Here is a 12,898-nt window from a genome sequence, read left to right on the forward strand (position 1 = left end):
TACTTTATATTGTGGAGAAACAGAAACCTTTTCGTATTTTTGGCAAAATTTCGAAGGTACAATGAGCATGGCAAAAAAGACAAAAGCAGATAAAAAGACGAAAAGCACAGTGAATAAAGTTTCTTATCATTATCGACCGGACAATATGACTTTGCAAGACTGGCAGATTGCTTTGCGGAGGCAGGCGGCAATGAAAGAGAAGTTTGTAATATCTGAGAGAGACAAAAAAGAATATCCCGGTTATTATACGGTGATAAATCCTACATCCGGCAATGAATATAATGTGGTATACAGAGGACATCAGAGTCCTTGGAATTATTGTTCGTGTATGGATTTTAAGGCAAGCCAATTGGGTACTTGCAAACATTTGGAAGGAGTCAAACTATGGATTAGAGAGAAAAGACGTAAAGTTTGCCGTGTCACGCCACCGTATTCTTCCGTATACCTGTCTTATCAGGGAGAGCGTAAAGTTTGCTTGCGAATCGGTACGGACAATGAGGAGGAGTTCCGCAAACTGGCAAGTCCTTATTTTACTCCCGACGGAGTGATGCGCCCTGCCGCCATTGACTCGATAACTGAATTCTTGAGGGCTGCTACCCGCCTGAATAACACATTCCGTTGGTATCCCGACGCACTGGGATTTATACTTGAACAGCGTGATTTGCGGAGGCGGTCGCAATTGCTACCGGACTATGCTTCGGACACAGCATTGGACACATTGCTGAAAACAAAACTTTACCCTTATCAGAAAGAAGGAATCCGTTTTGCTTTTCGTGCCGGAAAATCTATCATCGCGGATGAAATGGGACTGGGCAAAACTATCCAGGCTATTGGAACGGCTGAACTGATGAGGAAGCATCAGTTTATATCTTCCGCTCTGATTATATGCCCTACATCATTGAAATATCAATGGAAAAAGGAAATAGAGCGTTTTACCGATGCCAAGGCTATTGTGGTAGAAGGAAATCACCTGACCAGGAAAGTGCTATATGGAGCGGAAGAATTTTATAAGATAGTGTCTTACAACAGTGTGTGCAATGATATTAAAATCTTGAAGTCTCTTCATACTGATTTCCTTATCATGGATGAAGTGCAGCGTCTGAAGAACTGGAATACTCAAATATCCAAAGCAGCCCGTCATATTGAGTCGGATTATTCGGTTATTTTATCCGGTACTCCATTGGAGAATAAGTTGGAGGAACTTTATTCCATCATGCAGTTTGTCGACCAGTTTTGTTTGGGACCTTATTATCAGTTTCTTGACCAGACTGTTGTCCGGTCGGATACGGGTAAGGTGGTTTCTTACAAGAATCTGAATGCCATTGGCGAGCAGATGAAGAACGTACTGATTCGCCGCCGGAAAAAAGATGTAGCTCTCCAGTTGCCCGGGCGGATGGATAAAGTTCTGTTTGTGCCGATGACTGAGCAACAGAGGAATATGCATGATGAATATCAGTCTATCGTGTCGCAACTAGTATTCAAATGGACGAAAACCCGTTTCCTGAGTGAGAAAGACCGGAAGCGGCTATTGTTGATGCTTAGCCAGATGCGTATGCTTTGCGACAGCACTTATATTCTTGACCAGAAAACCCGTTATGATACGAAGGTGGAGGAAACGCTGAATATTCTCAGGAATGTCTTTGAGAGTGGAGATGAGAAGGTGGTTATTTTCAGCCAATGGGAGAGGATGACTCGTCTGATAGCGAAAGAACTGGACGTTTTAGATGTCCGGTATGAGTATCTTCATGGGGGGATTCCTTCCGAAGCCCGTAAAAATCTGACGGATAACTTTACCGAACTGCCGGAAAGCCGTGTCTTTCTGTCAACTGATGCCGGAAGTACAGGGCTGAATCTGCAAGTTGCGTCTATACTTATCAATCTCGATTTGCCTTGGAATCCGGCCGTTCTCGAACAGCGTATTGCCCGTATTTATCGTATCGGTCAGAAAAAGAATATCCAGGTTATCAATCTTGTTGCCAGCCAGACTATTGAAGAGAGGATGTTGTCTACCCTCAACTTCAAAACTTCTCTTTTTGAGGGTATCCTTGATAATGGTGAAGATACCATCTTCTTGGAAAACAGCAAGTTCGACAAGATGATGGATAGTCTCAAGGTGGTGGCCGAACCGTCTGAAGAAGTGGACGGAGCGCATAATCGTATGGCGGGCTGCAGTATTGATTTGAATGATAATGAAGAGAAAGTTGTGGAGGAAACGGCTGTTTTGCAAACGACGGACACGGATTCATTGGCATTGCTTGAGGAAGAAACACCTGAAGAAGGAGTAACAGAGGTGAGTACGGAAAAGAAGTCTTCTGTATCTGCGGCAGATAATAATCCGGAGCAATTGCTTCAGCAGGGATTTTCTTTCCTTAGCGGACTGGCACGTACGCTTAGTTCGCCAGAAGCTACTCAGAGATTGGTTGATTCTATTGTAGAGGAAGATAAGGAGACAGGTCGGACTAGTATTCGGATACCTGTATCTGATAAAGAGAGTGTAGTGGGGATTCTGAATTTGTTCGGGAAACTGTTGGCGGCAGGGAATAAGACATAAAAAAAGGAGCAACGCCTTGCTCCAACCTTTGTTAACCTTAAATCTAATACTATGAAAAAAATCACATGACAAATATAAGCCTTCTTCTTGCCCTTTCCAAATAATTTTGTTGTATTTGTTTCTCTTTTGAATTCTTTTACGGATTTTCACTGTTAACGGGCACAATATGCTTCCATTCCCAGTGATGTTCGAGATTCTGTATAGCTTTATTGCTGAGTTTGCTTTAAATTTCTTCACATACCGGCATATCCATTCCCTTATACACCACCACAATCTTATGAAGTTGTGTGGCATCGACCGCATTCTTCACCGTCTCGGTTTCTGCATAGCGGTTAGCTTGTGTAATCCCTTCCAGACGCAGTTCTTCCACACGGCTTTCGGGGTCTTTATATTTGGCGTATTTCAGTTCTACAATGTAGCTGTGCTTCATGCCAGAATAGATATCCAGTAGCGGACAGAGGAAAATATCGACATATCCTGCCTGTGTATCCTGTTCGGAAATGGGACGGTAGAAGCGGTTCTGTGCCGTCATGGCAAGCGTAAAGCCGTGGACAAAAAGTTCACCTTTCTGTTTGTCGCGTTGGGAAGTGTAACGTTTCAGGCAGTCGGCAATATAACCGAAATAGGCTTTCCAGTTAGCGTGGTAGGCAAGGGTGCTGGCAGTTCGTTCTTCTCGTAACCGCTGAAACTGAGATCGGCTTCGTCATAAGTACTCAGCAGATAGGTGTAGATTTGTTCGCGGACTACCTGATTGGGGATGGTAAGTTTAGTCTTTCCTTCATACATACCACTGATAGTAAGCATGCCGAAATAATAGAGCAGGCTCACAAAGTTGTCGGGGTTGGTGATCCCTGGGTGCTTTGCCTCGTTGAATATAATTCTTGACGAAGTAGAGCACCATATTTGAGTTGTACATGGTGGTTTCGCCATAACATTCTTCCGTAAAGCAGTAGTTGTCATACCAGGGTTTTATTATTTCTATCAATTCGTCCACCGTATCTTGTGGCAGATAGTCGGCATATATTTTGCAGAAGTTCTCAAAGGTGGTGCCACAATGCGCATCCAGCCTCTTTCGGTAGTTGTGCAGTTCACCGACTATTCCGGAGAAGTTGAGATACAGCACCAAATACCTGTTCCGGTCAGGGGGTAGGGTGTTTTCCGATGTAAAGGTCGTCAAACAGGGCATCGAACTTATTCTTGGCAAGTATATCATAATAATGTTGCAACATATTTACTGTAAGACTTTTGCCGAAACGGCACGGGCGAATAAAGAAGAAAAACTTGTCTGCCTCTTCTATCATGGGGATAAACCGGATTTTGTCCACATAATAACAGTCGTCGCGGCGGATTACTGCGAAGTTCATCATGCCGTATGGGATACGTTTTCTGCGCGGTATTATATATTCTTCCATAATTTAGTTAGTTTTGTCTTAAAAGTGTCTTTAGAGTAGTAGTGATGCACAGAGAATCGATTTATGATCGGCAATCTGTGCATCTTTTATTGTATATATGTCAGTAAAGCATTTCTTTTTTAAACCATACTTCAAATACTGGATCTGCAAGAACTATCTCTTTTCCATTTGTCTCTATGAGCTCCTTTTGTAGTAATGCATTTTTTAAGCGGACAATATTGGCCGATGTTCCTAAATTGTATTTTGAAATGACTTCTTTGCTGCTGAATTTAGTGTGTATTCCATCAACAATTGCTTTTAGAAAATTCATTTGATAGGCAGAAAGGTTTTCTGTTTCACTTTGGAATAGAATATTGTTTTGGTCGAGTAGGTCTTCCAATGCATAAGAAAGTTGTTCTGTGGTTGCTGTATTAATGGTACGTATCCAAAGTAGCCAGGAAAGTTGCTGTACATAAGACGAATGGTTGTCTACAAGGCGGCAGATTTCTTCTGCAAGTTCGGGAGAAATGTGTTTTCCTGTATTTTCAAATCGTTTGCATATATATTCAATCCAGTATTTTGTTTCTATTTTTGCGAGATAGATAGCATCTCCAAATTTATAGAATGGTAAATTCTTCTTTTCAAAGAGTTCGTTCATTAAATGCTTTTTACTTCCGAAAAGACAATATGAGACATGTTGTTGTAATTGCCATACGCTACGTAGCTTTTTCTGAAACGTTTTGGAATCTTCGAAATCCGAAATTTGTTGGAACTCATCAATGCAAATGACTATCTGTATTCCTTTCTCTATTGCAATTTTTTCGGGTAACTGTAAGATGTCATTCTCCGTATTATTTTGCATGTTGTACTCGAATGATATAGAGAAATCGTTCATCGGATCTGCTCCGATAGAGATTTTGGGATTGATGTGTGAGAGGAATTGTTTAGTATTCTCTATCCATTCCTCCCATTTGGAAGAAGTTTGTTTTAAGATAGAAGTGGCAAAGAGACGATAAAACTCATTTTCGGTGCGACAGGAAAAAATGTCTATGTAGACCACTTTTCTCTTGTTATCTTGTGATAGCTGGGCTACTTTCTTAACTAGTGATGTTTTTCCCCATCTTCTAGGAGAAATAAGCACTGTATTTACACCATGTGCAAAGTTTAGGAGTAAACGTTGAGTCTCTTTTTCGCGATCTGTAAAGTTATCTCCGGAAGTGGCTACACCAAAAACAAACGGCTTTTCCATAACTATTCTTTATTATTCTTATTGGGCAAATATAGTGATTCTTTGAAATACTAACAAGTTTGTTACTAACAATGTTGTTACTAACAGACTTGTTAGTATTCTTAAAAGAATAAATGCGAACATAAAACAATTTGATTTGTTATTTATAGTAAATGGATCTATTTAGAGGTGGCCTTCTTTCATTATGATATTAAACATCTCTTTATATCTATTTTTTAAGGTGCTTGTTTGACTATATGTCAGTTTAAACCTTTATATTTGTATATGTGAAGTTAACCGAAGAAAAAATCACTTATTATTGGCTATGATGAAAAAGGAAATTAAATTCAGTCTTGTTTATCGGGACATGTGGCAATCTTCCGGTAAATATCAACCTCGGGTTGATCAGCTTGTCCGTATCGCTCCTTTGATTATTGAGATGGGCTGTTTTGCCAGAGTTGAAACGAATGGCGGTGCTTTTGAGCAAGTGAATCTGTTGTACGGCGAAAATCCTAATAAGGCTGTCCGTGCTTTTACCGCACCTTTTAAAGAAGCGGGTATTCAAACGCATATGCTCGATCGCGGATTGAATGCGTTGCGCATGTATCCGGTTCCGGCAGACGTACGTAAATTGATGTATAAAGTCAAGCATGCGCAGGGAGTGGACATCACACGCATTTTCTGTGGACTGAACGAAACAAGAAATATCATTCCTTCTATTAAATATGCTTTGGAAGCAGGTATGATTCCGCAGGCAACTCTTTGTATCACCTATTCTCCCGTACACACTGTTGAGTATTATGCTCGAATTGCCGATCAACTGATTGAGGCCGGTGCACCTGAAATCTGCTTGAAGGATATGGCGGGTATCGGTCGTCCGGGTATGTTAGGAGAATTGGTCAGGACTATCAAGGAGAAACATCCGGATATATTGATTCAATATCATGGTCATAGCGGACCGGGATTGTCTATGGCTTCTATTCTTGAGGTTTGCGAAAATGGTGCGGACATCATTGATGTGGCTATGGAACCGATGTCTTGGGGCAAAGTGCATCCGGACGTAATCTCTGTGCAGGCTATGTTGAAAGATTTAGGCTTCCAGGTTCCCGACATAAATATGAAAGCATATATGAAAGCTCGCGCTATGACGCAAGAATTCATTGATGATTTTCTGGGTTATTTTATGGATCCTACCAATAAATATATGTCTTCACTTCTACTGAAATGTGGTTTGCCGGGTGGTATGATGGGTTCCATGATGGCAGACTTGAAAGGAGTACATTCCGGTATCAATATGATATTAAGGAGTAAGAATGAGCCGGAACTTAGTCTGGATGATTTGCTTGTGATGCTTTTTGATGAAGTGGAATATGTATGGCCTAAGCTGGGGTATCCTCCTTTGGTGACTCCTTTCAGCCAGTATGTGAAGAATGTTGCATTAATGAATCTTATGCAGCAGGTAAAAGGGGAAGATCGCTGGACAATGATAGATAACCACACTTGGGATATGATTCTGGGTAAAAGTGGACGTCTTCCGGGTAAGCTCGCTCCAGAGATTATAGAGTTGGCGGAATCTAAAGGATATGAATTTGTCGATACCGACCCGCAGTTGAATTATCCGGATGCTTTGGATGAATATCGGAAGGAAATGGATGAAAATGGCTGGGAATATGGAGAGGATGACGAGGAACTTTTCGAACTGGCCATGCACGATCGCCAATATCGTGATTATAAGTCCGGGGTTGCCAAAAAGCGTTTTGAGGAAGAGTTACAACATGCTAAAGATGCGGCAATGGCAAAGAACGGATATTCGGAAGAGGAAATTAAGAAATTGAAGCGTGCCAAGGCGGACCCGGTCATTGCTCCTGATAACGGACAGGTACTTTGGGAAGTTTCCGTAGAGGGACCATCCATTGCTCCATTCATCGGACGTAAATATCAGCATGACGAAGTCTTTTGTTATCTTTCTACCCCGTGGGGAGAATATGAAAAGATTCTGACCGGATTTACCGGACGTGTGGTGGAAATATGTGCGCAACAAGGTACCAATGTACGTAAAGGAGATGTAATCGGTTATATTCTACGGAGTGATATCTTTGCGTAAGCCTTTTTATAAGAGTTAGGGGTATAAGCTACACCTAATAAAGAATTTTAGTAGGGTGTCTTAAAAGTGTTTTTAAAATAGTAGTGATGCACAGAAAATCGATAACTAATCGGTGATCTGTGCATTCTCATTATTGTTACCTTAATGTAATAATTCTATGAGTATGTTACTATACCAGTACTTTATTCTCTAAAAGTTCTATGCGTTTGCACAATATCTCGATAAACCGGCTGTTTGCCTTGATTAGTTCACGGAGATCCTCTGCAGCTTCGATGCGGACAGTGCTACAATCTTTCGCGACTCCGATATTTGTCCCGATTGTACCTGTGTTATTGACATACACATTTCCATCTATTTTATTAAATAGCTCCAATGCAGACATATTTAGCACTTCTGCTATTTTGTTCAGCCTTGTTAATGTGAGGTCGGTTTCACCATACTCAATCTTACAATAGGCACTTGTTGACAGGTTCAACTTTTCTCCCATTTGTTCTTGAGTAAGATTCTTTTCCATACGAAGCATTTGCAGCCGATGTCCTACTATCTTTTTTAAATCCGTTTCCATGTATATTGTTGTTGGGAAGCAATTTTTATTCGACAAATGTAACAATTTTAGCGGATATAACAAATGCTATTTTATACTTATTCAAAGGAACTGAAGAAAATACAATGATGGAAAGATTTTGAATGAGAGAAAAATACTTCATATTATCGTACATACTGCAATATTCCTTTTATATTTTCCTTTCTCGTTGATATTTGGATAATACTATGCGTTTAATGGATAGTTGTAGTAAATATTGTGTATACAATTGATCTTGATGTGTGCTTAACTTTGCAACCGGAGAAACACGCAGTGACTCTTAACACTTAAAAAACAAACATTTCATTAATAATAAAAGAAAAACAAACATGAAGAAGATTTTACTATTGTTCTCAATCTGCTTAATTTCGATGTTAGGTTATGCACAAACTAATGAAGATGGAAAAGAAAGCGTTTACATTGATTATTTTTCCCGTCCTGGCAGTATAAACAACATTTTAGCAGAAGCTTTGCGTAATAAAATTATTGAAGGTATTCAAGAAATGAATCGTGTCGTGTTGATTGACGTTGATTCTAATGAAGCATTGAAAACCGAAGCCAGGCGGCGTCAGGAAGCTTCCGCTATGGGAGATGTTGTTGCCAGAAGCGAGGCTATGACGACGTTGGGAGCTAAATATCTGATTCAGGGGAACATTACAAGTATGCAGGGTATTAAAAAAACGGACAGTAAAGGAAAGCCCTATTATAAAGGAAGTGTTTCTTACACATTAAAGATTGTGGATCCTTCTAATGGTACGCTCAAAGGTACCCAGGCTTTCTCTCATGAAGGGTTGACGGGAAGTATAGGAGATACTCCTGAAGAGGCAATCATTAAAACGTTGGATTATGCCAAAATAAGTATGGATGACTTTGTTAACGAGAATTTTAAGATACAAGGTACGATTGTGCAAGTGGAAAGCACAAAGAAAGATAAAGCACAAACTGTATACGTTGATCTTGGAACAAAAAGAGGTATACAGAAAGGACAGAAGTTTACTGTTTACATAGAGATGGACATTGCCGGTGAACTGTCATTGAAAGAAATCGGTCGCTTAAACGTGAAAGAAGTGTTGAGCGGGGCACGTTCTTTGTGCAGTGTCAGCAAAGGTGGGGAAGAAATCATGAGAGCTACCAAGGAAGAAAGGAAGTTGATTATCATTTCGAGGAAAGATACCTTTTTGTCACTATAATCAATTTCAATTATCAACTTTTCTCCTAGCAAAAAGAAAATGAAACTACGAATACTACTTTTGAGCCTGCTGGCGACATATACTATTCATCTCACAGCACAGGAGCTATACTCCAATGATCTGTCTTGCGTGAAAGCAGATAATAATTTGGCTGTTATCGCAGCCTCCGGAATAGCAGAAAAGAAGAAAGATGTATATTCTATGGCATTGAAGTCGATTTTCAACGCTCTCTTCTTGAATGGTATTGACGGAGTAGAAAACGGTCGGCCGCTGGTTGGGAAAGAAGACTCTTACTATATGAACCAGTTTTTCAATTCACGCTATATGCTTTTTGTGAAAAATTATGAGACGGTCGAAGAACCGGTGCGACAATCTTCCAGACTTTATAAGGGTACGGTTACGGCCCAAATTTTACTGGGTGCACTTAAAAAGGATTTGATACGGAACAAATTGATGACAAAGCCCATGGAGGAGATGTCGATGGAAGAAACCCGGCAACAGGTTGCTCTTCCAACCATTATGGTGGTTCCTTATAAAAGTAATGACCGGAGTTCGTATGCCGGTATCCTGAAAAATGATTTTGATCTTCGCGTAGCGGTAAGTACGGTAAAAGAAGGATTCGTCAAACTTGGTGTGAAGACGGTAGCTGCCGAAGGAAAACAGGCAGGTACTCTGCGTGCTTCTGAATGGGAGAGTAAGAATGCTGATTCTAATGATAAACAGTTGTTGATGAATTCGGGGGCAGATGTATATGTGATTGTTGATTTGCAGAAAGATATATCGGCAACCTCAGGTAGTAGGGTATCATTGATTATGACTGCTCGTGAGACCGCTACAGGAATTGATTTAGCCAGCCGGAAAAGCTGGACGAACCGCTTTAGGACAACAGATGTGGACAAACTATGTGCGTATGCGGCACAGGATGTTTTGGATGGTTTTCTGAAAGATATTTCAAAGGAGTTTGCTCGGAGAGTCCAACAGGGAAATACGATAGTTCTTCGGGTCAGTCTTGCTGATAACGCTGTCAATACGATGAACAGCCGGATAAACGGGAGCACTACTCTTTCGGCGCATATACGCAACTGGGTGAGGAAGAATGCTCAGGGAGGATGCTACCATATTCAAGGTGCTGTGGATGATAGTCTGATATTTGATTCGATACAGATTCCGGCAAAGGATAGCGACGGCTTGCCGATGGATTGCATCACGTTTGCGGATAATCTGGTTAATTATCTGAATGATTCCGGAATAGATAGTGAACATAGAGTGGATGGAAGTACCATCTATTTGACTATTCAATAAATCAAGGACGTATGAAACATTGGCTTTTATTTATTCTTGTGATTTCATGGTTTTGCTTTCCGCTTTCCGGTCAACAAACGAACCGTCCTGACTGGGTGAAACAGCATCCTGTTAGTGGTTTAAGTTACATCGGAATAGGAATGGCTGAAATATCGGAAGGAGATTATCAGCAAAAGGCAAAGCAAAACGCTTTGTCTGACCTTGTATCTGAAATTCAAGTGGTGATTGCCGCCAATTCTTTGTTGAATACGTTGGAGGACGATGGTAATGTGAAACAAACCTTCGCAGAAAGTATTCGTACAGAAGCCCGGGCGGAAATAGAGAACTTTCGTCTGGTGGATTCCTGGCGAAGTGACAATGAGTATTGGGTTTATTATGAATTGAATAAGGGCGATTATGCAGCCTTGGTGGAAGCACGTCGTCAGAAGGCAATCCGTAACGGATTCGATTTTTGGTATAAGGGACACATTACTTTACAACAGGGAGATTTAATGACTGCCATTGAATTATTCTCAAATGGAATGGAGGCTATACGCCCGGTGCTTAATCAGGAGTTGTTCTGCTCTTACGAAGGAAAGACAATTAATCTGGCGACCGAACTATATGCGGCTTTGGCTGGAGTATTTGATGGAATAACGATTGTTCTGAATCCGGCAACCGTTTCAGTCACGCCGTTTCAAGGTATAAGGGAGCCTATTGCTATAGGTGTTTACCGTAATGGAAATCCGTTAAGGAATATCCGGTTGAAAGCCGAGTTTGTTTCCGGGTCGGGAGATTTGTCTTCCATGTCTCCCACCGACGAATCGGGAGTTGCCGCTCTTTATGTGCGCAATATTACTTCTAAACAGGCACAGCAGGAAATTGGAATTTCATTAATTGATGATGTGTTCAGCTTGTTCCGGAAGGGAAGTTATGCAGCTTTATTCAAACAAATGCTTTCTTCTCTTCCCGGAGCAACGTTGACTATCAACACGGTGCAGACACAGACTTCTGCTTATGTTAGAAGTGCGCAGAGCGATATAGAGGCGGTGGAACGAACTGTGAAGAGTTTGCTGAACAATCATTTCTTTAACGTAGTTGCATCTCCTTCTGAAGCCGACATTATCGTTACATTGGATAATAAGTGTCGTAAAGGCAATACCGTTCCGGGTGAACTGTATAACTTCATCGAATTCTTTTCTACGTTGGGGATTAAAATAGAAAATAACCGGACGGGGCAAACCATGTTGAATTATTCTATTAATGATGAACGGACATTAGTACCTGAAAATAAGTCCGCTTCTCAAGGCAAGAATATGGCGGCGCGTGAATTGATAAAACGGCTGAACCGGGAGTTTGCACGTGAATTGAAGAAAATAACATTCGACAGAACCGGAAAGATTCCGGAAAGACAGAAGATGTTGCCGGATGTTCCTGTTCCGGTAGTCGGTTCTTCCGTACCGGAAAAAGAAGCTGATCCGGTTATATCTGTCCCTGTTGTGGTGCCGGAAGTTATTCCTGCTCCTTTGGTTCCGGTTAAGTCCGCCAAACCAGAGAATCAAAAGGCAATTCGGGTTGAATGGTTGGATGGTGTCTTTGTTGAATTTGACAAACTTGCAACTTTGGGAGACAAATCGAGGATACATCTTAAGATTGTGAATACAAATGCTGACGATTGCGAAGTGGACTTATATAGTGGAAATCTGACGGTTATAAACGAAAAAGGTGAAGAATCTCCGATTGTCAGTCTCAAACTGGGGTCTAAGTTCAATGACCGCAGAGTCACTGCGCTCATTGTGCCTGATCTGCCTACGGAGATGGTTATTGAGGTAAGTAAGTTGCAATCTGTGGCACTGCTGCAATTGAAGGATTTCAAAAATAATATAGTGAAGTTGAGAGGCTTGAAATGAATCATATATTAACATTAAAAAAGACTTGAAATGAAAAGAATTAATTTATTGGGAACAGCATTGCTAATCATTGCTGTTATGACAAGTTGCGGTAGTTCAAAACCTGTAACACAAACAGTGCAGCAACCGGCAGTGCAACAGGACGTAGAAATTAATGTTCCTTGTTCGGGACCGGAATTTCAAACGAACAAAGAGTATTTTAGAGCTAGTTCGATGGGACTTTCTACGGATATGTCTATTGCAAAGAAAAAAGCGATGACGGAGGCCCGGGCTGAAATTGCTACTGCTATCAATGCAAAAGTGAAATCGGTAACCGATAGTTATGTTTCCTCTTATCAGCAAGGTGAAAATGATGAAAGCAAAAGTCGTTATCAATCATTGACCCGTACGGTAGTGGAACAGGAATTGAGCGGTACGCGTGTAATTTGTGAAAAAACCATGAAGACTCCTGATGGTAAATACAAAGTATATGTTTCTCTTGAACTGGCAGGAGAGGAAATCATGAATGCTATGGCAAATCGTATTAAGAATGATGACAAATTGCGCATTGACTTTGAATATGAAAAGTTCAAAAAGGTATTTGAAGAAGAAATGAGTAAAAACGCCCAATAAGCAGCTTGTTTAAAACATTGCGGATAGTAATGATCTCTTTAATAACTA

At 40.8% G+C, this 12,898-nt stretch carries 8 protein-coding genes and 1 pseudogene; 6 read left to right on the forward strand and 3 right to left on the reverse strand.

The features are described from left to right. The first annotated feature begins 67 nt into the window (after positions 1-67). Positions 68-2,551 carry a DEAD/DEAH box helicase gene (locus tag DW862_RS08365; RefSeq protein ID WP_207895140.1) on the forward strand — a complete coding sequence of 828 codons (2,484 nt, stop codon included), beginning with the start codon at positions 68-70 and terminating at the stop codon, positions 2,549-2,551. A 223-nt stretch (positions 2,552-2,774) separates the two neighbouring features. Here the strand turns inward: DW862_RS08365 and DW862_RS08370 are convergent. Both DW862_RS08370 and DW862_RS08375 read right to left on the reverse strand, forming a co-directional pair. Continuing rightward, positions 2,775-3,918, reverse strand: a pseudogene (locus DW862_RS08370) (AAA family ATPase). A 145-nt stretch (positions 3,919-4,063) separates the two neighbouring features. Beyond that, on the reverse strand, positions 4,064-5,191 hold the full coding sequence (locus DW862_RS08375; RefSeq protein WP_117684005.1) for an ATP-binding protein: 1,128 nt from the start codon (positions 5,189-5,191) through the stop codon (positions 4,064-4,066). A gap of 307 nt (positions 5,192-5,498) precedes the next feature. Between DW862_RS08375 and DW862_RS08380 the strand changes: the two genes are divergently transcribed. After that, positions 5,499-7,274 (forward strand): oxaloacetate decarboxylase, encoded by a 1,776-nt coding sequence (locus DW862_RS08380; protein WP_117809049.1) that lies wholly within the window; start codon positions 5,499-5,501, stop codon positions 7,272-7,274. Positions 7,275-7,443: 169 nt separating this feature from the next. Here the strand turns inward: DW862_RS08380 and DW862_RS08385 are convergent, their stop codons facing one another. Beyond that, on the reverse strand, positions 7,444-7,839 hold the full coding sequence (locus DW862_RS08385) for a helix-turn-helix domain-containing protein (protein ID WP_004312261.1): 396 nt from the start codon (positions 7,837-7,839) through the stop codon (positions 7,444-7,446). A 347-nt stretch (positions 7,840-8,186) separates the two neighbouring features. Between DW862_RS08385 and DW862_RS08390 the strand changes: the two genes are divergently transcribed. The 4 genes from DW862_RS08390 to DW862_RS08405 are packed head-to-tail and all read left to right on the forward strand — an operon-like array spanning position 8,187 to position 12,850. After that, positions 8,187-9,047, forward strand: a complete 861-nt coding sequence (locus DW862_RS08390) for a hypothetical protein (RefSeq protein WP_055234487.1) — start codon at positions 8,187-8,189, stop codon at positions 9,045-9,047. A gap of 39 nt (positions 9,048-9,086) precedes the next feature. Beyond that, positions 9,087-10,349: a DUF6175 family protein gene (locus DW862_RS08395; protein ID WP_117809007.1), complete on the forward strand. Its 1,263-nt coding sequence runs from the start codon at positions 9,087-9,089 to the stop codon at positions 10,347-10,349. Between the two features lie 11 nt (positions 10,350-10,360). Next, complete coding sequence (locus DW862_RS08400) at positions 10,361-12,238, forward strand: LPP20 family lipoprotein (RefSeq protein ID WP_004312264.1); 1,878 nt, start codon at positions 10,361-10,363, stop codon at positions 12,236-12,238. A 30-nt stretch (positions 12,239-12,268) separates the two neighbouring features. Further along, positions 12,269-12,850, forward strand: coding sequence for an LPP20 family lipoprotein (locus tag DW862_RS08405; protein WP_055234483.1), 582 nt, complete (start codon positions 12,269-12,271; stop codon positions 12,848-12,850). Positions 12,851-12,898 lie beyond the last annotated feature (48 nt).

It is taken from the genome of Bacteroides sp. AM37-9, from assembly GCF_003603455.1.
Classification (GTDB): Bacteria; Bacteroidota; Bacteroidia; order Bacteroidales; family Bacteroidaceae; genus Bacteroides; species Bacteroides xylanisolvens.